The sequence below is a fragment of the Pseudorhodobacter turbinis genome, from assembly GCF_005234135.1.
Lineage (GTDB): Bacteria > Pseudomonadota > Alphaproteobacteria > Rhodobacterales > Rhodobacteraceae > Pseudorhodobacter > Pseudorhodobacter turbinis.
This window is the reverse complement of record NZ_CP039964.1, coordinates 442,871-463,092: the sequence shown is the minus strand read 5'-3', so window position 1 is coordinate 463,092 and position 20,222 is coordinate 442,871. Positions and strand designations below refer to the sequence as shown.

Sequence of the window (20,222 nt, the reverse complement as noted above, 5' to 3'; positions counted from 1 at the left end):
AAAGCGAAAGCGTGCCGAATGATGCGGAACTTTTTCACTTCGGCGTGGTTTGTGTTTCGAATGTCAGGCGAGTGTCTGGCAGGTCTGAAACCCGAAAAGGAGGAACACCATGCGCAGCTTCAAGACGACTTTGTTCAGCACAGCATTTGCGATTGCTTTCGCGCCCGCAACTTTTGCCCAAGGGACCGCTCTGGTCACGCCCGCGCCCGAAACAATGCCGCCAGTCGCTATCGACTGCGATGCCGATTTCGCCACCTTGGACACGGATGGCAACGGCTATCTGTCCGAGGCCGAAGCGCAGCGGGCCTATGCGCGGTCGCGTGTGGACGGGATGACTGTGCCGGAGCAGGGCATCTCCAAAGAGGAGTATGCGGCACTTTGCGGCGCAACTGCATGGGCTGAAAACACGCCCGAGAAAGGTGCGCCGTTTGAAGGGGCCAACAGCTTTACCGAGGAACAGGCCATAGACCGCGCGGTTGCCTGGAATGTCACCGAAGTGTCCGCACTGACCAAGGATGATCAGGGCATCTGGCGCGGCACGGGGATGGCCAATGGCGCGGCCGTATCCGTTGCAGTTGATTACAAAGGCAACGTCGTGACAAGCGCGGCCAAGCCCTGATCCTCACATTTTTATTGATCGCGATCATCATCTGGTTGACATCGAAAAGGAGACTGAAATGTCTGTATTGACCAAACTTTATGACGACTATGCCACCGCGTCGCGCGCTGCATCCGAGGTGGACGCGCTACGCCTGTCGGGCGTTCAAACCTCCATCGTCGGCGGCGAGACGCTACGCGATGGCTATGCTGCGGACCCTTATTACGACACTCACCGCACAGTTGATGACGACACTTCTGCCACCGCAACGGGTGCGGGCGTTGGTGCTGCGGTTGGTGGCGGCGCGGGGCTGCTTGCCGGTCTTGGTATCATGGCGATCCCCGGTATAGGCCCGCTGGTCGCCGCCGGTTGGCTTGCCGCAACGGCGGTAGGCGCGGCGGGTGGTGCGGCGGCCGGTGGTGCAGTGGGCGCCCTGGTGGATGTTGGCATTGATGACGACGATGCGCCGGTTTATTCCGAGGCGTTTCGTCGGGGTCAAGTTGCGCTGAGCATCCGCTTTCCGGAGGATGCCCGCATGGCGGTGCAATCTGCGCTGTCGCGCGTTCCCGATCATGATGTCGCAGACCTTCGGCTCCGCTATGAAGATGACGGCTGGCGGCATGATGAGACCGACGCAGAACGCGAAGCCCGCATGCTGAGGATGAACCAGCGGCCCATGCTTTGATGCAGGACTTTTGGAAGGGCCGTTTTAAGCGACCCTTCTTTTTATCCCCAAACATTTCCGCTACAGCCATATTCGGAGCATGCCCAAGTGCCATCGCACCCTGCCCTGCGTTATTACCCAGACTCGCGGCCCGGCATTAAACGCACAAAACAGGGGCGCGGATTTTCCTATATTGCACCTGATAAAAGCCGCATAAAGGACGCGAACCAGTTGCAGCGGCTCAAGTCCCTGGCGGTGCCGCCTGCCTATGAAAATGTCTGGATATCGCCGCATGAAAACGGGCATTTGCAGGCAACCGGCGTTGATGCGCGCGGCCGCAAACAATATCGCTATCATCCCGTCTGGACCAGTCTGCATGCCGAGACAAAATTCTCCTCCTTGGTTGATTTTGCCGAAGCATTGCCGCGTATCCGTCGCAAAATACGGCGCGACCTTTCGCTGCAACCGGGCGCAGAACGCTTTGCGCTTGCGGCTGCCGTGGCCATGATCGACCGGCTGTCGTTGCGGGTGGGAAATCCCACCTATGCGCGCGAAAACGGCAGCTATGGGGCGATCACGTTGAAGCAAAAGCATCTGCGGTTGCGGAACGGCGTGCTGCATGTGGCGTTCACGGGCAAAGGCGGCAAGAGTGTGCGCCGTCAGCTGGCGGAGGGGCGTTTGATGAAGGTTTTGGCGCAGATCAAGGATCTGCCCGGCGCTGAGTTGCTAGGTTTGATCGACAGCGACGATCAGCCGCGCTGTATCAGTTCGGCCCGTTTGAATGCCTATCTTGCAGAGGCTGGCAAGATGGACGGGCTAACCGTCAAGACATTCCGCACTTGGGCCGGAACAGTTGCGGCGTTTGGCGTCGCGGTGGATGCTGACGCCCCGACCATCAAAGCCATGGCAGAGGCCGCAGCAGAGCGGTTGCACATTACCGCCACCGTTGCGCGCAACAGCTATATCCACCCAGATGTGCTTGCCCTTTCAACAAGTCCGACCGACCTGTGCACTCCGTGCAACCATCCCCGACTTAACGGTGTTGGAACAGCGCCTGGTTGCCTTGTTGCGGCGCTGATCCAAAGCAGATGTAATGACAGCAAAAGACCGGCGCCCCGCTGAAAGAGCGCCCGCTTTGGTCGGATCACGCCGCAAAACGCGTTACTTCGTCTTGTTGACTGACGCCACCGCAAGCGTGGTCAGCTTGGCATTTGCGGCCTTTTCCATATCAAGAATCTGGGTCAGCAGATCATGCCCCTCATCATGGCCCAGCAGCTTTGCCCCTTCGCGCAGGGTGCCATAGCGGGCAATTCAAATCGTCGGTCCGTCTATCACGTAATGTAATCATGCCTATATATAGCCAAAGTGGCACTCAAAATGAATCGACTTTATACCGCCCCGTCAACTTTCGGGCATAGCTCTTCCATGGCACGTTTGGTCGTATCATTGGATTTCTGAGTTTTGATGGAAGACTGGGATTGTGTACTATTTTTTGGCGTCTCTAACATTGAAGTCATCTCCAAAAGCGCTGTCCGCGCGGTGAGGGGTCCAAGCATGACCTACCCTGAAAGACAGGCGGTCGCGAGTTGGTCAACTTACATCCAGATTGAATTGGCAGGCTTTATGGGCATAGCCCGACTACAGTCCTACACGTACCTTTGACCACTTGGAGGGAACCTCTAACTCACTTGATGAGTTCCACATACGCGCGGCAATATCAGCCTGCTTATCTCTGGGAAAACTTATGGAACATGTTTCTATCGACCTCTGGGCTGCAAATCTTGAACCGGTTGTGCCTGATCTTGCGACGTGGCTCGCTGGTCTGGAGGCAAAAGCCGCGCAGGCTGCCCTTCGAGGCGCGCACATGCTGGTGCTCCCAGAATTTGCCTGCGCGCAGTGGCTAGGCTTTGCCCCAATCGATCTTCCCATTGAAAATACCTTGGGCTGGCTATTTGAATGCGGTGAAATTGCTTTGGATGCAATCGCTGCAATCTCAGCCCGGCACGGAGTGTCTATCATTGCTGGAACAATCCCCTTTGCCGCGGGTTTTGTTGACGGCCTTCCAACATACTTCAATCGCGCATGGCTGCTGACCCCAGACGGTATGCGGCATCACCAGGATAAATTGAGCTTAACCCCACTGGAAATGCATGGTGCAGGCGGCATCACAGTTCATGGCCAAACGATAAACGTTTTTGAATGGAACGGTCTGCGCACCGCGATGATCATTTGCTTGGATAGCGAATTTACCGACCTTTGGTCAAAACTGGGCACGCTTAATCTTGATTTAATCATTATTCCTGCCAAGACGGACATGATCACCGGCTATAACAGGGTGTTTAGCTGCGCGCGGGCGCGCGCCATAGAGCTGCAAACTGTCGTCTGCGTGTTGGGTGCGGTCGGCGTGCCGTTCGGCCAGCCGTTGACGGACACAGGCGTCGGCGGTGCCAGTGTGTTCACTCCTTGCGATATCGGTGTGTCACACGACGGGATATACGCAGCGCTTGCACCTCAATCCGCCGCAATGATGACTGACCACGTTTTAATGGCTTTGGACATTCCAGTTGGAGCCTGTCGTCGTCTACGTAATGGGCATGCAGAAGCAGAGGTGTGCCCGGCACTCTGGGATGCAAGTCATTTGGTCGTTAATGACCCTTTGCACCCACAATAGATTGGATAATTGCTGCCAAATCCCTATTTGGATGATGGCATGGAGCGCCGCTTCTTTGTGGTGCGATGGCGGAGAAAAAAACGGATCATCTCTTGAGATGCATTTGGCCCGGTCTGATCGGTATAGGTCCCTGTAGGATTTCCACCCGACCAAGCGTGACCGGCGTCATGGACTAGCCAATGTTCGATATAAGGCCGACCCTCACCGACGCGGTGCCTAGTGCGGGTATAGTCTTGACCGGCTCTAACTCGCCCCTTGGTCTCGCTTTTGACCAGATTGTCATACGGCTCTAACGCGCGCATTGCGACAAAGCGGCCATTACGCGCGTTTACGACCTTATCGGCGGCGCCGTGAAAAATAATTGTCGGCAATTGATCATGATGGCACTGGCCTGGATTGCCCGCTTGCATAGCTGCCATCACAGACACCGCGTCATGGGCGGCACCCACCGCCAAGCCGGAATGCACGCCCACGGCCGCGAAAACATCGGGATAGGCTGTGCCAAGGATCAAGGCCATAGACGCGCCAGCGGATAGCCCGGCAACATACACCTTTGCCTCGTCAGCATTTTGCTCAGCAACAATCTGTAGTGTCAGGCTCGCAATCAAAGCCGGCTCACCGGTATCACGACACTGATGTTCGGGCTTGAACCAATTCCAACATCCGCCAATGTTCGCCCTGCGTGATTGATCGGGGTAAAGCACTAGAAACCCAAGCTGTTCTGCGAGCGCATTCATGCCGGTCCCACGCGCAAAATCGTCGGCGGTTTGCCCACACCCATGCAACATGACCACTAAAGGCAGCTCAATCACATCCCGCTGCGCGACGGAGGGCACATAGAGTTTGTATTGGAGATATCCATGGACAGATTTGTGCGTGCCCGTTTTGAAAGAGGCGCCGCGCGCAGGTGCCGTTTTGGCGGGTGTTTGGCTATTCGCCTTAGTCGCAGTGGTTTTTCCGATGGTTTTGGCAGAGCGCGTGGAAGTCCTCACCCGCTTGGCGGGGGGCTTAGTTGTCGTTGCTGGTTGTTGTTTGGGCGGTTTTACCGGTTCCAGCAATGCCTTCCATGCACGGCTGACCGCGGAGGCTGTTGCACGACGGACCTTCGCATTGGCGCGGGTACGCATTTTTTTAAACGTATCCATCATCGGAATTCGCTCACTGAAGCCGTGTTGACCAATGGACCATGGATAACATATGGCCTGGCGAAGCTCCCCAGCTGTGAGCAGGGAATTTTACTTTGCCCAAAGTGAATATCCAAAATCATCACTCCCTCTGACGAGAAATCTTATGAAGGATCTTTATGAGGTGGCTGGTGGCCTAGGGCTTCGGCAGGCACAATACACCTGAGAGAAAAACGATATCGTCGAGGCCTGACGTGACGACAGTGCGGAACCCCGCATCTTCGATCATAAAAACGGCGTCCATGCGGATTAACGTTTCATCTTCGACCACAAGAACGGTTGGCAGTGTTTTTACTTTCATGACGTTAACTACCCCCTTGGGCTGAATTAAGTTTGATCGATGTTATTGCGATTTGCGCCAAGCGACTCTGGTGGTTACTCTTGGGGCGTCACATCCGCGCCACCTAGAACTTTAGTTTTATTAGGTTGTGTCGCTATATCGTGTTGGGAATGTTCGCGCTTCCTATTCAGGCTGCTGCGAGGATGCTCCGAAATGCGGCTTCGGGCTTGATCTTGGCGCGAAGAAGGAACCAGCGCAGATAGCGATGGAGATATTTCGTCGCTGGTCCGCAGAACGGCCGGATAAAAGCATCATATCGCGCGTGCAACGCATTGACGTTCTGGATGTGAAACGCACCGGCGACGACACGTTTCCCAGGTTTGTTCGAGACCTCGTAGTGTGTGAGGCTGTGCTTTTTGCAGAAAGCGCGATATGCCCTCATACCATCGCTACATAACACCGCATCATCTGGAACAATCGGCGCCAGAGCGATTTCGATTGTCCGGTTTCGACGGTTTGCGATCGGTGCGAAGAGACGCCTGCCGCCCCGATCCATCACCGTCAGCAAAGGAATCTGCCACTGCGAGAGGCCACGTGCCATCTTGATCCGTCCGCTGCGATAAACATACCACTGCGGCCGAGGCGGCGCGGGATGCTGGTTAGAGTTAGCCGCGTGATTTGCCCATTCACGAGAGCCCTTCCGGCTTTCTCGCTGATAGGTCTCATCGACCTCCACAACGCCAGAGAAATCCTTGTCACAAGCCTCTGCAAGTGACTCCAGAATGATCATCCGCCACCGCCATATCGTATCTTTCGTAAGCCCAAGACGCGCGGCGAGCTTGCGACACGAGAGGGGCGTGTCCGATAGCATATTCCGAATAACCTCCAAGAAAAGATCGTGCCGGTGCAGTCCGCAGATCTGGGTTCCGGTCAGCCCAGAGTAAGTTCGCAAACAGCAGTCGCAACGATATCGCTGCACACCGGTTCGTGTCTGCCCCCATTTCTGGCGACCATCTTCGCTGCAATACGGACACTTGCGTTCTTGTTCTGTTCGTGTCTCTATTTCAGCCAGTGCCGCCCGTCTCTGACGGACATCGTGCGTCCGTGAAAGGAGATCCTCGATCTGTCGTGGGGTAAGGTGGATGATCCGATTGAGGAACTCACGGAATGCGTGCTGACTGATGTTTCTGGTTTGCTTCAATGACACGGAGGCCTCCGGTTTATTGCGACCAGAGTGGGATATTGGCCATTTCTGGCAAAACGAAGGCCGACCAACACGATATCAAGACACAGCCTTTTATTATGATCATTAAATCCTCAAAGTTGCTGACAGGGTTTTAACAATCCATCGCATGGAAAAGTTCCAGCTAGCCTTCTTATACAGACAAAATTTTTGCAGGCCAGTCAGGAAACGAGCATCTACGGACAGCGTTGTGGCTGCATGGTTTAGGAGACGTTCCAATCTCTGATTGTCAGTGTTTCGGTAATTTTATGCCGTCCGAAACTGCATTGTTCACAATGTGACCCCAGCCCTATCGAGTAATCTCCTTGGAGATAAATTATGGCGGCCTCGTCGTAAGCGATGGGGTGGACGCCCCCCGGCGGCATTTAATGTGCCAAGGTAGTGGGTGTTGAAACACCGCTACGAAGGAGAGCGTCCATGAACGAGGTTAGCATCATCGGCCTGGACTTGGCCAAAAACGTATTTCAGGCGCACGGTGCCGGAGCTGATGGCTCGGTTATTTTCCGTCGAAAGCTATCACGCATGCAGCTGTTGAAGTTTCTAACGCAGCAGCCGTCTTGTGTGGTCGCGATGGAGGCCTGCGCGAGCGCCCATCACTGGGGCCGGGTAATCGGCGATCTTGGCCATGAAGTCCGGCTGATCCCACCGGCCTACGTGAAGCCGTTTGTGAAGCGCCAGAAGAACGACATGGCCGATGCGGAGGCGATTGCCGAGGCCGCGTCTCGGCCAACTATGCGGTTCGTTGCAGTGAAAAGCGAAGAACAGCAGGGGGCGGCTATGGTTTATCGCACCCGCGACCTACTGGTTCGACAACGCACCCAGACGATCAACGCGCTGCGGGCTCATCTGGCTGAACAAGGCATCGTCGCGCCGACCGGTCCCGCCCATGTCGGACGTCTCGCCGCGGTCATCGACGGCGACGACGGCGCGCTGCCTGCGGCGGTGCGGGATCTGGCGCGACTGCTCTTGGACCAGATCGCAGGTTTGGGCGAGAAGGTCGCGGATTTGGATGCTGAACTGCGCCGACGTGCGAGCGTCGACGACACCGCGCGCCGGCTGGCCACGATCCCGGGAGTGGGCCCAATCACCGCGGCGGCGATCACCACATTTGCGCCCCCTATGGAGACCTTCTCGAAGGGGCGCGATTTTGCGGCATGGGTCGGCCTCACGCCGAGGCAGCATTCAAGCGGCGGCAAAGAGCGGCTCGGGCGGACGTCGAAGATGGGCCAGCGCGATATCCGAAGACTACTGATCATCGGGGCCGTTGCGGTGGTTCGGTGGGCTGCCCGGAAAGGTGCGGCCGAGGGGTCGTGGCTCGCACGGATGCTGGAGCGCAAGCCGAAGATGCTGGTCGCGGTGGCGCTGGCCAACCGCATGGCCCGAACTGTTTGGGCGCTGATGCGCAAAGGTGAAGATTACAGAGATCCGGCGATGGCGACCGCATAGGTCAAAATCGCCGGTGTGTTGCCGCGGATGTGAGCAGGACGGAGGAACGTAAGGGCAAACGATCAAGAGACCGGATCGGGAGAACCATTATTCCGGACGACGCGCCATCGAGCGCGGGTAAGCGAACTGGATCCGATCTGCATATCTCCATACAGGCCCGCGGCGCTTGAAAGGCCGCAACTTCGAGGCCGGACACACGACCGCACCTGATCACATGCCCGATCGTGCCAAAAAAGTGCTTGCATTCATGGGGGCGTCCACACACGTCCGGTCTGCCTGCCCCTACCCATGTGGCCACAAACCTGCCCCTACCCATGTGGCCACAAAGACGATCCGCGACACGGTCAGCCCCTACGAGATGCTGGCCAAGTTGCAGGACCAGACGGTGAAGCGAAGTCTGGAGTGACCGGACGCCGGGGTGTCCCGGCCCAAGCTGGAGATCGCTGACATCTTTCGACGATACGGTCCTGCGTGGCGGCAGGCCAATGCGGGGCACGTCAGCCTCTCCCAGCTCAAGGTGATGTCAGCGATTGAAGCCTGCCGAACCGAGGAACTCGGCGGGCATATAGCCGGTTGCACCAAGTGCGGGCACCATCACATCGCCTACAATTCCTGCAAGATACCATTGCCCGGCAGGCGATTGCGAAGCAATCTGCCGAGAGGGGGCACTGCCCCAAATGCCAGGGGCCAGCGGCGCGCGACTGGATGGAGGCCCGCGCCGAGGACCTGTTGCCGGTGGAATACTTCCACGTAGTCTTCACGTTACCGGCTGAGATCGCGCAGATCGCTTATTGGAACAAGAAAGCGGTCTATGGCCTGCTGTTCAAAGCCTCGGCAGAAACGGTGATGACCATCGCCGCCGATCCCAAACGTATGGGCGCGCGGGTGGGCATGACCAGCGTGTTGCACACTTGGGGCTCGGCACTGACCCATCATCCGCACATCCATATGATCGTCCCCGGTGGCGGCCTGTCGCCCGATGGCACAAAGTGGGTCGCCTGCCGCCCCGGGTTCTTTTTGCATGTGCGGGTTCTGTCGCGGCTGTTCCGACGCCTGTTTCTGGACGGGCTGATGGATTTGCACCGGGCCGGGCAACTGGTCTTCTTCGGTGATCTGGCCGGATTGTCGGCGGCAAAGGCTTTCACCACCTGGCTCGCCCCATTTCGCAAATCCGAATGGGTGATCTATGCCAAACCGCCCTTCGGCGGGCCGGAGGCGGTTCTGGCCTACCTGAGCCGCTATACGCACAGGGTAGCGATCTCGAACGCCCGACGGGTCAGCGCGGAGGCCGATACCGTGGCTTTCCGCTGGAAGGACTATCGCGTCAAATCCGGCGATCGCCAAAAGGTCATGCGGCTGACCACGCCCGAGTTCATCCGCCGCTTCCTGATCCATGTCCTGCCCCCTCTCGGGTCATTGCCACGCAATGCCCTGCCGGGCAACGGACGGCTTCCACCGCATCCGGCATTACGGTCTGCTGGCCAGTTCGACCCGCAAGGCCAACATCACAAAAGTCCGTGCCTTGCTCTGCGTTCAGCGCCCAGAACGGGCCACTGCGTCAGGGCCCGACGCAGAGATCATACCACTCACCCTGCGCGAACCGTGCCCCTGCTGCGGCGGACCCATGCGCATCATCGAGGTCTTCCGTCGCGGGCAAAAACCAATGTCGCGCGCGCCACCACGGGAGTGGGCGGCATGACACACCGTCTATCAAATGCCAGACAACACCGGCTGCACCCCGCAGACCCGGCTCAGCCCGTATGCGCTTATCGCTCCTCAGCGCGAAAACTGACCGCAGGCACGGCAATATGCACAGCAATACCAGCATATTCGACTAATTTAGTGACAGTCTCAGCCGTCATGCGCACCTTCAGCCGAACCCCTGACAAAGCCGTCGCCCCGACCGTCGGCATACTTTCCCCATAGGTCTATCCAAGACCCCCGCGGCTTCCTCCTTGGGAGGTTTTCCAACGCGGGTCGTGGTCGCGCCTGTCCCCAACGTTCCGCCGCGACCCGCATCAGAAAACCTTCACCTGAGCGGGCACTGGCCCTACTTATGTGATGCTGCGGTTGCAGCCCGCATAGCGGACCAAGTTACTGCTGGCATAAATTGAATGAATGGCAGCTTAGTGCTGATCTGACGACCCTGATCTTTCTCTATCGCCGACACTCGTAGGCATTGTGCTTGGCCGCAATCTCTTGCGCCGTCTTGTCTCCGCGAAGCGCCTCAAGCGCAACGGTGGCCTTGAACTTGTCCGAAAACCTGCGTCTTGTCGTCATTTCTGTATCCTATCGTCAATGCGGGATACATCTTAGCACGCTGTCTGAATTTGCCGGACCACTTAGCGTAATCGCGGAGGGCACCTCTTTTCGACCAAGGGCCCTTGCTTCAAACTGATCAAATGGAAACCGATTGGCCAAGGCTCAGATGAAAAGGAGAACTGTCATGCCATGCTTTGCCGCCCTGGATGTCTCACAGGAGACGACTGCCATCTGTGTTGTCGATGATAATGGCACCATAATTGCGGAGACGACGGTCGCGACCTGCCCGGACGTGATCACAAGTTATCTGAGAGACAGAGCACCCAATCTATCGCGTGTTGGGCTTGAGACAGGTCCGCTTGCTGTTTGGCTCTGGAATGAGTTGGCTGCACGTCAACTACCAGTTCTGTGTATCGACGCCCGTCACGCCAATGCAGCCTTGAAGATGCGGCCAGTTAAAACGGATCGAAATGACGCCGCCGGTTTGGCTCAAATCATGCGTGTCGGTTGGTTCAAGCAGGTGCGGATCAAGAGCCATGACCGCTATCAGGTTCGTTCGTTGCTGACAGCGCGTGAAACGTTGGTGCGCATTCGGGTCAAGATAGAAAACGAGCTCCGTGGGCTTCTGCGGACTTTTGGAGTTCTGTTTGGCAAGCGCGTGGGTGGCTTCACAGGGCGCGCTCATGAGATCATTTGTGGTGAATTGGAAGCATCGCCAGAAATGCGTATTATTGCGGAAACTTTGATCAAAGCACGAGCGTCCGTCTGCGATCAGATCAAGGTTCTGGACACACGGCTTGCAGCGATCGCCAGAGCAAACCCGACCGTCAAGCTGTTTATGACCGCGCCTGGCGTGGGAATCATCACCGCACTGTCAGTTGTGTCAGCATTCGATGACGCATCACGCTTCAAAAGGTCATCAAGTGCGGGCGCATATCTGGGGCTGGCGCCAAGACGATACGAGTCCGGCGAAACCAGTAGAAATGGACGCATCTCGAAGCAGGGCGACAAGATGGTGCGAAAGCACCTCTATGAGGCGGCAACGACCTTGCTGACGCGCAACTTGCGATCTTCGTCCCTAAAGACCTGGGGCATGAAATTGGCGAAAGTGTCTGGCTTAAAAAAGGCGCGTATTGCGGTCGCCCGGAAACTTGCCGTGGCTCTGCACGCCATGTGGAAAACCAACACGCCATTCCGTTGGACCCAGTCGGCAGCATAAGTAGGGATAAGTTGCGCGACTAAGCCAGCGGACGCGTCCCCGCCGGGACGTATGGCGCGGATCAGGCCGTCCCTCTGAATGCACTGCACACCGAAGCAAGTGCGAGGACCACTTAGGCCGATCCGACCATCCGACGCCAACATGCGGCGATCCGTCGAGATCGACCGCGGAGAGAACTATGAACCCGGCGCGTGCTAAGGCATCAATCAAAGAACTTGACCAATGCGATTAGAGAACTTCAGAACAATGAGTTAGCAATACCCGCGAGATGATGGTGTATAAGTCTGCCGCCAAAACCAAGACACTCCGCCGAATGTCCCGGGCGTAAAAGCACCGCGCTGAGATCGCAATTCCAACGCATTGCATCAATATAAGTCATAGCCCCCACCAACGTAGCGTCTGCGATAGATGGACATCGATTGCAGCAACCGCAGCCGCCTCATTGCCTGCTTCAATCGCTTCGATTATCTTGAGGTGCTCTTCCATAGCGGGCACAATCCTGTCCTGAAGAAACGGGCGTGAGTTCTGTATCACGGCAATTCTATTACGATTCTCTTCGTAGCATTGTTCCAGCAACGGGTTTTTGAGTTCTCCTGCCAATGCGTCGTGCAAGCTGAGATCCACAGCAATTGCCTCGTCAGGCAACAGCGGTGTCAAATTTTGCTTTGCTCGCCTTAGCATTTTGAAATGCTCATCAAGAAGCGCACCAAACTTAGGACGTCCTTCTCGGGACAGCATTCTCCGGGCACCTTCTTTGTCGAGAGCCGCACGCATATCCATGCACTGATGTGTGATCTCTGGTCCGGCATCCATTACAGCAACTCCCCGCTTCGGGAGGATCTCGAGCAGGGATTGTGCCTCAGCCCTTTTGGTTGCCTCACGTATCGCGGCAATCGGAAAGCCGAGTATTGCTACAAGATCTGGCATCGACATATATGTGCCAGCACGCAACTTTCCGTCCTTAAGGGCAAGTAGCAAGGCTTCGAATGCCATGCTGCCAAGTGGTTTCGATCTGTCATTCATGTTCGCGCACCTTTACTTAACATCGCCGCTTTCAAAATTCCCCTAAAAGTCCTTCCCGATTTCCATTATTGTCACACGGTAAGAATACCACGTAAAATTTTACGTGCAATTCTTGAGTTGCCAATACCATTCCACGGGAGGAGTCGAGATGAATATGCAAGAGACCGAACGAGACCAAGAGGTGGATGAAGTAGGGACCAGAATGCCTCATATTTATGTTATTCTGTTCATATTTACCGCCATAGCAGCGCTGGCGACACACTTCATTCCTGCGGGGCTTTATGATCGTGTTACGCTAGCGAATGGTCGTAGCGCCATCGATCCTGACAGTTACAGGCAAGTGGCCGCTAGCCCTGTCGGACTTGAAGACTTCATGATGGCGGTGCCGCGAGGCCTTGCCGATGCTTCGGTTGTTGTGTTCTTTACATTCATCATCGGCGGTATGTTCATGGTGATCCGCCGAACAGGAATTATTGACGTCGCTGTTGACAAGCTCACGCGGCGATTTGCTACACGTTCGATCCTGATTTTGCCAGTTCTAATGGTGACATTTGCGGTGGTGGCAACGCTTATCGGCACACAAGAACTGGCGCTTGTCTATGTTCCGGTTATTTTGCCGCTTATGATCGCCTTGCGCTTTGACAGCATTACTGCGGCGGGTGTGGCCCTTCTGGCAACGACCGCAGGCTTCACGTCAGGCGTGCTAAATCCTATCAATACCGGGCTCGGCCAGACGATAGCCGAACTGCCCCTCTACTCTGGTGCTGGCTTGCGCTCGCTTCTTTTCATCGCGTTGCTGGCAGCGGCAATTCTTTACATCACGCGCTATGCTATTCGCGTTCGTAACAACCCTGAACTTAGTCTGATGGTGGGCGATTCGAAAGAAATCGAAAAACGTGCGGTCTACCAGCACGACTTAAGCAGTGCAGCAATGCGGTTCAATCAACGTCAAATCTTGGCCGGCCTTACCGCCCTTGGTTTCTTCGCGGTGATGGTCTGGGGTGTCCTGACCCGCGGCTGGTTTATGATGGAAATGGCGGGACTGTTCGTTCTCATGGGGATTTCAGTCGGAATTATTTCAGGTCTCTCGACAGCCAAAATTTGCGACGCCTTCAACGAAGGGTTTCGCGACGTTCTCGTGGGCGCAATGATTGTCGGTTTGGCGAGAGCCGTGGCCGTCATGCTTGAACAGGGCCAGATCATGGACACGTTGGTCAACGGGCTCGGAGGTTTGGTTGGCTCGTTCCCCGATACACTCTCGGCCGTTGGCATGTTCATCACGCAACTGGGGTTCAATTTTGTAATCCCGTCGGGCAGCGGACAGGCACTGGTAACGATGCCTATCATGGCACCGCTTTCGGACATTATCGGTGTGACCCGGCAGAATGCGGTTCTTGCCTATCAATTGGGCGACGGGCTTTCTAACATTCTTTACCCAACGTCCGGTTACTTTATGGCGACCCTCGCGCTTGCAGGCGTCGGATGGGATCGCTGGATACGCTTCTTTTTGCCGCTGTTCGGTATCTGGGTTGGAATTGCGATAGCATTTCTTGTCTTCGCCCAAGTCACGAACTGGATTGGCTGAGAATTAGACATTAATAAGAATGGACCAGAGCTTTGTGGCTCTGGTCCTGATTGAACTTTTCATCGAGCCAGTCCGCAAAGATTGTTTCCAAACTGTACCCAAAACAACCAACCATCATGCCTGATTTGTCCAATTCGTAAGACAATTCATGACTTCAGCCGCGCCGCATACAGCATCGGAAGCGAACGTCCGGGTGGGCGGCTGGTGATGCTGCATTCGCGGCGAATGCCCGCAATCCGCCCGACTAACAGTTCTAGCCGAACCGGCGATGAAGGTCCGGCTTCACCCTCAAGCGAGTCCTTTTCGCTCCCGCAGCGAATGTCTGCAATCCTGAAGGTTTTTCGATGCGGGCCGCAGCATGACGTTGGCTGCCATGAGGTGGCGGCCCGCGTTGACAAACCTCGGAAGGAGGAAGCCGCGGGGGTCTGGGATCAGCCTATGGGGAAAGACCTCTGACGGTCGGGGCTGTGTCCGCAGCTGGCGTGAGGCTGGAAGGAGCCTGGACCCATTTTGCAACTGGGTCCAGGCGCATGGCCTGCGGATTTATCGACACTTGAAGGTTCGCAGGGCGTATCGGTCTACAGACCGGCGCGCTTTGCAAATGGCTTCCTGGCCGGAACTGCGGGGAGATCCGAGGTTTCATCAATGCGGTGATCGGGCGTTTCGTCATGCTGCCTGCTCCCTCGGTGGCGCGCGGGAACAGGGTTTCTGGCCGCGCCGGAAGATCTCAATGATGCGCATGGGGCCGCCGCAGCATGGGCAGGGTTCGCGCAGGGTGAGTGGCACGGTCTCGGTCTCCTGCTGCACGGCCTCGTGTTCAGGGCGCGGTGCCCCGAGCAGGGTGCGGATCTTCGCAATATTGGCCTTGCGGGTCGCGTTGGCCAGAAACCCATAGTGCCGGATGCGGTGGAAGCCATCGGGCAGGACATGGATCAGGAAGCGGCGTATGAACTCGGGGGTGGTCAACCGCATTACCTTTTGTCTGTCACCAGACTTGATGCGGTAATCGTTCCATCGGAAGGCGACCGTCTCTGCATCGGCGCTGACCAGACGGGTGTTGGAGATCGCCACCCTGTGGGTGTATCGGCTCAAATAGGCCAGCACCGCGTCAGGCCCGCCGAAGGGCGGTTTGGCATAGACGACCCATTCGGATTTGCGGAACGGCGCGAGCCAACGGGCAAAAGCATCGGCACCCGCCAGCCCGGTGAGATCGCCGAAGAAGGCCAACTCACCTGCGTGATGCAGAGCCATCAGTCCCTCCAGAAACAGGCGCCGGAACAGCCGGGAGAGCACCCGCACATGGAGAAAGAACCCCGGCCTGCAGGAGACCCACCGGGTACCGTCCGGCGACAGGCCACCGCCGGGAACGATCATGTGGACATGAGGGTGATGGGTCAGTGCTGAACCCCAAGTATGCAGCACACTGGTCATGCCAACCCGCGCGCCCAAGCGCTTCGGATCTGCGGCGATGGTTATCACCGTTTCGGCCGACGCCCTCAACAGCAAGCCATAGACCGCCTTCTTGTTCCAGTAGGCGATCTGCGCGATCTCGGTTGGCAGAGTGAAGACGACGTGGAAGTATTCGACCGGCAGCAGATCCTCGGCCCGTGCGGCCATCCAGTCCCGCGCCGCCGGACCCTGGCATTTGGGGCAGTGTCGGTTCTTGCAGGAATTGTAGGCGATATGGTGGTGGCCGCATTTGGCGCAGCCAGCCACATGCCCGCCGAGCGCCTCGGTCCGGCAGGCTTCAATCGCCGACATCACCTTGAGCTGGCTGAGGCTGATATGCCCGGCATTGGCCTGTCGCCACGCAGGGCCATGGGCACGGAAGATGTCAGCGATTTCCAGCTTTGGCCGGTTCACCGGCCACGATCACTACTCCAACCCTCGTCGAAGGGTTTCATCCTGCAATAGTTTCATATGCTCAAAGGGGCTCACGGTGCTTTGGATCGTCTTTGTCGCCACATGGGTGTAGCGCGCCGTGGTGGTCAGCTTGGCATGCCCGAGCAACACCTGGATCACCCGCACGTCCGTGTTCGCCTCCAGCAGATGCGTGGCGAAGCTGTGTCGCAATGTGTGCAGGGTCGCCAGTTTATTAATCCCTGCCATGTGTTTGGCTGAGGTGAAGGCCCGATTCAACTGGCGTGGCGAGAGCGGACTGATCTTCGGTTTGCCCGGAAATAGCCACCCCTCAGGGCGGGACTCGCGCCAATACTCCCGCAGCAGGTCCAGCAGGCTGGGCGACAGCATGGCCTTGCGATCGCGCCCGCCCTTGCCGTCATCGACATGGATCAGCATCCGATCGCTATCGATATCCTTGACCTTGAGGTTGCAGACCTCGGCGGCCCGTAATCCTGCACCATAGCTGATCCCAAGCGCTGCGCGATACTTGAGCCCCGGGCCAGGCACAGCGGCCATCAGGTCAGCCACCTCCTCGACGCTCAGGACAATTGGCAGTTTCCGGGGTTTGCGGTGGAACTGCATGAACCGCTTCATCTCTTCGCGACCGCAGGTGAAGCCGAAGAAGAACCGGAGCGAGATGATCCTGACGTTGTAGGTGCTTGCAGATACTCCGTCGTTGGTCATCTGTAACTGATACGCGCGCAGGTCTTTAGGGGTGGCTGTGTCAGGTGGCCGTCCGAGAAAGGCGGCAAAGTGCTTCACGTTCCGGATGTGGGCCTTCTGGGCCTTCTCGCCGAGGCCACGAATTTGCATGTCCTCAATCATGCGCTGACGCAGCGCGGTGGTCTTTTCCTCCTTCATGGGAACCTCCTGTCTGACGGTGGGAAAGACCCAGATCGTCAGCCCAGAAAGGCCAATCACAAAGTAAAATGCTGAAATGATCCTGAACGCCGCGACTGGGCGCCAATGCCGCGGAGCGGCTTAGTCCATCCGCCCTTCGTGTCAAGCCACCGGCAAATCAACGCGCAGGTAGATGAACTCCTTTCCATCTGCGCTGCTGAATACAGGCACGACACCCCTTGCATCGAGTTCACGCTTAACCACCACAGCGTTCGCCCCACTCTTGCTCAGATATCGCCGGGATACATACTGTGCATGGAACAAAGAAACCTCTTCGTCAGGAATCCGGATGCCGGGTTGGTGGGTGCGGCCATCCGTCACCTCAACCGGGTGAAAGTGGCCAGCTTGCGCAAGCTGAAGCAAAAAGCTCCTGCCGATGCGCAAATCAGACGAGACTGTCGAAATAGGCTTCGATGTTTGCTTATCAGGCATCCCGCGCAAGCAGCTTTGGGCACAGTCCTTTCGAATGAGAAGCGCCGCTAACCCGACTTTGCCTTTAACCCGCTCTATTTCTGTCAGATGGCCATCCAGAATCAGGCGAAGAATGTCTTCCGTCGATACGCCGAGGCTGCTGACCGTATCGGCAACCGAGGAAAGGCCGTTATGATAGGCCGATGCTTCGGGGTATTTATTAATTAAATCAGTCCACTGCCGGATTGTCGCCTCGGTGAAACGAGGTCGGGCCTTGTCGCCTCCCTCCCCCGGTTTCAAAAGCCCGGCACCAATCAGTTTCTCCATTTGCGTACGGGTCATGCCCAAGCGTCGTTGGGCGGAGGCAAAATTCACGGCCCCCGAGGCTTCCTCAAGAACCTTTTGCGCCTTCAAGGCGTCAAAAGTTACGTCAAAGTCGGGGCGATCCGTTTCAGGGATTATTCCCGCATCGACCAGAAGCCGACGCAGCCGTTTGGCGTGCAAATCATGCGCAATAGAGGCGGTTCGAATGGAATGCAGGCGCCGCTCTGGCAGGCGATAGTTCAGAACGGAATCACCCTCGGCCAAGGGCCAAGTGGCAAAAACGTGCTGTCTGAACACGTCCCGCAACGGCGCGAACGCCGCATCTTTTCCAACCCCGCTGGTAAACCAGCGATAGAGCGGCCCGTATCGGGCCTGAAGTTTGTCCTGCGGCGCAGCAGGCATATTACGTATGGCTTCAAAGAGCAAAAGCAGCGCAGGCGGGCCCGCATTCAGACTTGCAAAGCCGGTACTGCTGGCCGTGGCAAGATCGATTTCGGTGAGATCCGCCAGCACAACATCCTTGCCGAACAGTTCTAGGGCCCCCAGCACCTCACATGCCGACCCCAAGATATCGACAGGAAAGCGCGTGGCCCAAGCCAGCGTTTCTCATCGTCGGTCAAGAGAGCGTAAATTCCACTGCTTTCCATGAGAGTCATCACATCGACAGGCCATTCGTCAATTTCGATGCGTTCCAGCGCGCGTGACACATCAATGCCGTGAAGGGCTGGTCGAAACTTTTTGCGAGCAGCCGCTTCGCCGTTGCGGGCACATTCGACCGCAAAGGGTTCAAGCGCGCGGATTGCCCTGCGAACAGCCTCACAGCTTGGAATATTCAAGGCGTCCAGGCCACGTTTCGCCCGATCTTCATTGCGCTCCTCAAAGGCCAAGTAGATTTTTTCATAGACCATTTTGATCGTCGGCCGATCTTTTGAAAGATAGCCGCGCACCCCTGCCATCAGGAGACCCAATGCTTCAGGTGACATCCGCATGTTGCGGTTGCCACGCTTGGTCATATTGTCCACAAGCCCAAGCAAACCAAAGTCATTGCGTTCTTTCAGCCAACGGCGAAGGCTGCGCGGGCTGGGAGGGGCACTGAAATTCTCGGAGCTAGGAACACTTTTATCGCCCCCGGGATTAAGGTTTCCTGCAAACTGAATCGCGCGCCCCATGATCCGGTCCATGTTGTCGCAGAGCGACGCATCCGTGAGCTTGAGTTTGTTTTCCCGATGCAATTCGGAGACCGCTTCACAATAAGCTTCCTTCCTGGAAACGCGGTGCTTTTCCTTGCCCATAAGCGCACTCAGCGAAACATGAGGTTTCATCTGCCGCTTTCTTGCGGCGCTGGGGTCATAGTAGTCGCGTTCTGAGCGGATGCGCCCGAGAGCGCCGAGGCGGCCCAATTCGACATGGGGAAATTGCTTTGCGCAACCCGACGCGTCGTCTTGCGTCAAGATATAACCGACCTCGGTGCGCATGTGGACTTGATAAGAAATACCTTCAATCGAGACACGATCAAATTTTCCGAAGGCATAGTGGGCGTTTACGGACGAGAACGAGAGATCCATCTGGAATCCTTTCTGAGAGACTGATGCGGCACCAACCGCGATATCGTGAAAAAACGCGGTTAAACGCGTTTGCGTTACTGGGTGTCGTGGATGGGCACTGCTGCTTCGCAGACGAAAGAGCCGACCATAGAAAAGGCGAAGAGTGGTTCGGTGCTGTATGAGCCCAAAATCGGGCCTGCCGGGTTACACTTCCCCATGATTAAAACGCCTTCGCTTTGAAAACTTGCGATTGGTGGTCGATGCGTTCGTGGCGGACCATTTCGAGCTGGCCGGTGCGGATCAGACGCACGACAGCCCTGAACCCCATCCCAGCGAGGCGCGTGGCATCGACAAGTTCGTCGATGGTGATGACGCCTGAAAACTGCCGAACCACATCTGCGGCAACTGGATCCCCAAAAGGATCCGGGCGACGCACAGAGTGAAACAGCCGGGCATTAAACCATTCGACCGGACAAACATCTTTCTCAGTGAACAGACGAAAATCATCCAAAAAGCCGCTTGCGATTGCTTGCTCTTTGATGCGGGCCAGCTTCATAAGGTAAGTGTTGCTGACACGGGCCGTCGGACGCACTGCAAAGCCAATGGTTTTCCCGTCTACCCTGCTCTGCACGAGATCCATGTAGTGGTTAAAGACCTCGCCAAACTCATCTGACCATTCAAACCGGACCTGCTCTACAAGCTCAGACGTTTCTTGACGGGTCGACATGATCATGGCGGCTTGAGCCTCAAGGTGGCTTTCGACACCCAAGCGACGGCCGGCGCCCGTTCCGATCACAAGACCACCTGTGAAGTGACGGGATGAGCCGACTTGGGTAGCACGATCGCCAGCGCTAAGTTCTGGAAGGCGGATGCCGCCTGCGACGGAAAGGTAAGACATGGGTAAACCCTCTTCAGATTTGACAAATCGACGCCCGGTCGGTCGGGGTTCGAGAGGGATCCGCGTCG

The 20,222-nt window shown here is 56.8% G+C and carries 19 protein-coding genes and 1 pseudogene; 9 read left to right on the top strand and 11 right to left on the bottom strand.

Going from position 1 to position 20,222, the window contains the following annotated elements; translation table 11 throughout:
- Window positions 1-109 precede the first annotated feature (109 nt).
- The 3 genes from EOK75_RS21020 to EOK75_RS02110 all read left to right on the top strand — a co-directional run bounded on the left by EOK75_RS21020 (window position 110) and on the right by EOK75_RS02110 (window position 2,384).
- Window positions 110-619, top strand: coding sequence for a hypothetical protein (locus tag EOK75_RS21020; protein WP_205965469.1), 510 nt, complete (start codon window positions 110-112; stop codon window positions 617-619).
- Between the two features lie 58 nt (window positions 620-677).
- Window positions 678-1,283 (top strand): hypothetical protein, encoded by a 606-nt coding sequence (locus EOK75_RS02115; RefSeq protein ID WP_137192366.1) that lies wholly within the window; start codon window positions 678-680, stop codon window positions 1,281-1,283.
- Between the two features lie 210 nt (window positions 1,284-1,493).
- Complete coding sequence (locus EOK75_RS02110; protein ID WP_240793994.1) at window positions 1,494-2,384, top strand: DNA topoisomerase IB; 891 nt, start codon at window positions 1,494-1,496, stop codon at window positions 2,382-2,384.
- Between the two features lie 39 nt (window positions 2,385-2,423).
- On the opposite strand, the gene EOK75_RS21540 is transcribed toward EOK75_RS02110, so the two are convergent.
- Complete coding sequence (locus EOK75_RS21540) at window positions 2,424-2,573, bottom strand: DUF892 family protein (RefSeq protein WP_137194246.1); 150 nt, start codon at window positions 2,571-2,573, stop codon at window positions 2,424-2,426.
- A gap of 433 nt (window positions 2,574-3,006) precedes the next feature.
- On the opposite strand from EOK75_RS21540, the gene EOK75_RS02100 reads away from it, so the two are divergent.
- Window positions 3,007-3,933: a nitrilase-related carbon-nitrogen hydrolase gene (locus EOK75_RS02100; protein ID WP_137192365.1), complete on the top strand. Its 927-nt coding sequence runs from the start codon at window positions 3,007-3,009 to the stop codon at window positions 3,931-3,933.
- Between the two features lie 23 nt (window positions 3,934-3,956).
- On the opposite strand, the gene EOK75_RS02095 is transcribed toward EOK75_RS02100, so the two are convergent.
- Complete coding sequence (locus EOK75_RS02095) at window positions 3,957-4,925, bottom strand: extracellular catalytic domain type 1 short-chain-length polyhydroxyalkanoate depolymerase (RefSeq protein WP_276612529.1); 969 nt, start codon at window positions 4,923-4,925, stop codon at window positions 3,957-3,959.
- Here EOK75_RS02095 and EOK75_RS21190 point away from each other — a divergent pair.
- Window positions 4,810-5,109: a hypothetical protein gene (locus EOK75_RS21190; protein ID WP_240794070.1), complete on the top strand. Its 300-nt coding sequence runs from the start codon at window positions 4,810-4,812 to the stop codon at window positions 5,107-5,109. The genes EOK75_RS02095 and EOK75_RS21190 overlap by 116 nt on opposite strands.
- A 144-nt stretch (window positions 5,110-5,253) precedes the next feature.
- On the opposite strand, the gene EOK75_RS20670 is transcribed toward EOK75_RS21190, so the two are convergent.
- Together EOK75_RS20670 and EOK75_RS02090 are read right to left on the bottom strand one after the other, a co-directional pair.
- Complete coding sequence (locus EOK75_RS20670; RefSeq protein WP_168199116.1) at window positions 5,254-5,418, bottom strand: response regulator; 165 nt, start codon at window positions 5,416-5,418, stop codon at window positions 5,254-5,256.
- A gap of 166 nt (window positions 5,419-5,584) precedes the next feature.
- The gene (locus EOK75_RS02090; protein ID WP_137192363.1) at window positions 5,585-6,604 is read right to left on the bottom strand and encodes an IS1595 family transposase; all 1,020 of its coding nucleotides are present in this window, start codon (window positions 6,602-6,604) and stop codon (window positions 5,585-5,587) included.
- A gap of 453 nt (window positions 6,605-7,057) precedes the next feature.
- Between EOK75_RS02090 and EOK75_RS02085 the strand changes: the two genes are divergently transcribed.
- Both EOK75_RS02085 and EOK75_RS02075 read left to right on the top strand, forming a co-directional pair.
- The gene (locus EOK75_RS02085; RefSeq protein ID WP_137192362.1) at window positions 7,058-8,086 is read left to right on the top strand and encodes an IS110 family RNA-guided transposase; all 1,029 of its coding nucleotides are present in this window, start codon (window positions 7,058-7,060) and stop codon (window positions 8,084-8,086) included.
- Window positions 8,087-8,504: 418 nt separating this feature from the next.
- Window positions 8,505-9,785, top strand: a pseudogene (locus EOK75_RS02075) (IS91 family transposase).
- Window positions 9,786-10,243: 458 nt separating this feature from the next.
- Here the strand turns inward: EOK75_RS02075 and EOK75_RS02070 are convergent.
- Window positions 10,244-10,366, bottom strand: coding sequence for a transposase (locus EOK75_RS02070; RefSeq protein ID WP_137192361.1), 123 nt, complete (start codon window positions 10,364-10,366; stop codon window positions 10,244-10,246).
- A gap of 166 nt (window positions 10,367-10,532) precedes the next feature.
- Between EOK75_RS02070 and EOK75_RS02065 the strand changes: the two genes are divergently transcribed.
- Window positions 10,533-11,567, top strand: a complete 1,035-nt coding sequence (locus tag EOK75_RS02065; RefSeq protein WP_137192360.1) for an IS110 family RNA-guided transposase — start codon at window positions 10,533-10,535, stop codon at window positions 11,565-11,567.
- A gap of 375 nt (window positions 11,568-11,942) precedes the next feature.
- On the opposite strand, the gene EOK75_RS02060 is transcribed toward EOK75_RS02065, so the two are convergent.
- The gene (locus EOK75_RS02060; RefSeq protein ID WP_137192359.1) at window positions 11,943-12,590 is read right to left on the bottom strand and encodes a GntR family transcriptional regulator; all 648 of its coding nucleotides are present in this window, start codon (window positions 12,588-12,590) and stop codon (window positions 11,943-11,945) included.
- Window positions 12,591-12,738: 148 nt separating this feature from the next.
- Here EOK75_RS02060 and EOK75_RS02055 point away from each other — a divergent pair, with 148 nt between their 5' ends.
- Window positions 12,739-14,175: a YfcC family protein gene (locus tag EOK75_RS02055; RefSeq protein ID WP_205965468.1), complete on the top strand. Its 1,437-nt coding sequence runs from the start codon at window positions 12,739-12,741 to the stop codon at window positions 14,173-14,175.
- 666 nt (window positions 14,176-14,841) lie between these two features.
- Here EOK75_RS02055 and EOK75_RS02050 read toward each other — a convergent pair.
- The 5 genes from EOK75_RS02050 to EOK75_RS02030 form a co-directional block, all read right to left on the bottom strand.
- On the bottom strand, window positions 14,842-16,038 hold the full coding sequence (locus tag EOK75_RS02050) for an IS91 family transposase (protein WP_137192358.1): 1,197 nt from the start codon (window positions 16,036-16,038) through the stop codon (window positions 14,842-14,844).
- A 12-nt stretch (window positions 16,039-16,050) separates the two neighbouring features.
- Window positions 16,051-16,938 carry a tyrosine-type recombinase/integrase gene (locus EOK75_RS02045; protein WP_137192357.1) on the bottom strand — a complete coding sequence of 296 codons (888 nt, stop codon included), beginning with the start codon at window positions 16,936-16,938 and terminating at the stop codon, window positions 16,051-16,053.
- 141 nt (window positions 16,939-17,079) lie between these two features.
- Window positions 17,080-18,138, bottom strand: a complete 1,059-nt coding sequence (locus EOK75_RS02040; protein ID WP_137192356.1) for a hypothetical protein — start codon at window positions 18,136-18,138, stop codon at window positions 17,080-17,082.
- A gap of 107 nt (window positions 18,139-18,245) precedes the next feature.
- The gene (locus EOK75_RS02035; RefSeq protein WP_137192355.1) at window positions 18,246-19,277 is read right to left on the bottom strand and encodes a hypothetical protein; all 1,032 of its coding nucleotides are present in this window, start codon (window positions 19,275-19,277) and stop codon (window positions 18,246-18,248) included.
- Window positions 19,278-19,476: 199 nt separating this feature from the next.
- The gene (locus EOK75_RS02030; RefSeq protein WP_137192354.1) at window positions 19,477-20,154 is read right to left on the bottom strand and encodes a hypothetical protein; all 678 of its coding nucleotides are present in this window, start codon (window positions 20,152-20,154) and stop codon (window positions 19,477-19,479) included.
- Window positions 20,155-20,222 lie beyond the last annotated feature (68 nt).

Excerpts from the sequence above, each read along its gene's own strand:
- EOK75_RS21020 (WP_205965469.1), top strand. The coding sequence starts at position 110 with ATGCGCAGCTTCAAGACGACTTTGTTCAGCACAGCATTTGCGATTGCT.
- EOK75_RS02115 (WP_137192366.1), top strand. The coding sequence starts at position 678 with ATGTCTGTATTGACCAAACTTTATGACGACTATGCCACCGCGTCGCGC.
- EOK75_RS02100 (WP_137192365.1), top strand. The coding sequence starts at position 3,007 with ATGGAACATGTTTCTATCGACCTCTGGGCTGCAAATCTTGAACCGGTT.
- EOK75_RS20670 (WP_168199116.1), bottom strand. The coding sequence starts at position 5,418 with ATGAAAGTAAAAACACTGCCAACCGTTCTTGTGGTCGAAGATGAAACG.
- EOK75_RS02085 (WP_137192362.1), top strand. The coding sequence starts at position 7,058 with ATGAACGAGGTTAGCATCATCGGCCTGGACTTGGCCAAAAACGTATTT.
- EOK75_RS02070 (WP_137192361.1), bottom strand. The coding sequence starts at position 10,366 with ATGACGACAAGACGCAGGTTTTCGGACAAGTTCAAGGCCACCGTTGCG.
- EOK75_RS02065 (WP_137192360.1), top strand. The coding sequence starts at position 10,533 with ATGCCATGCTTTGCCGCCCTGGATGTCTCACAGGAGACGACTGCCATC.
- EOK75_RS02060 (WP_137192359.1), bottom strand. The coding sequence starts at position 12,590 with ATGAATGACAGATCGAAACCACTTGGCAGCATGGCATTCGAAGCCTTG.
- EOK75_RS02055 (WP_205965468.1), top strand. The coding sequence starts at position 12,739 with ATGAATATGCAAGAGACCGAACGAGACCAAGAGGTGGATGAAGTAGGG.
- EOK75_RS02045 (WP_137192357.1), bottom strand. The coding sequence starts at position 16,938 with ATGAAGGAGGAAAAGACCACCGCGCTGCGTCAGCGCATGATTGAGGAC.
- EOK75_RS02035 (WP_137192355.1), bottom strand. The coding sequence starts at position 19,277 with ATGGATCTCTCGTTCTCGTCCGTAAACGCCCACTATGCCTTCGGAAAA.
- EOK75_RS02030 (WP_137192354.1), bottom strand. The coding sequence starts at position 20,154 with ATGTCTTACCTTTCCGTCGCAGGCGGCATCCGCCTTCCAGAACTTAGC.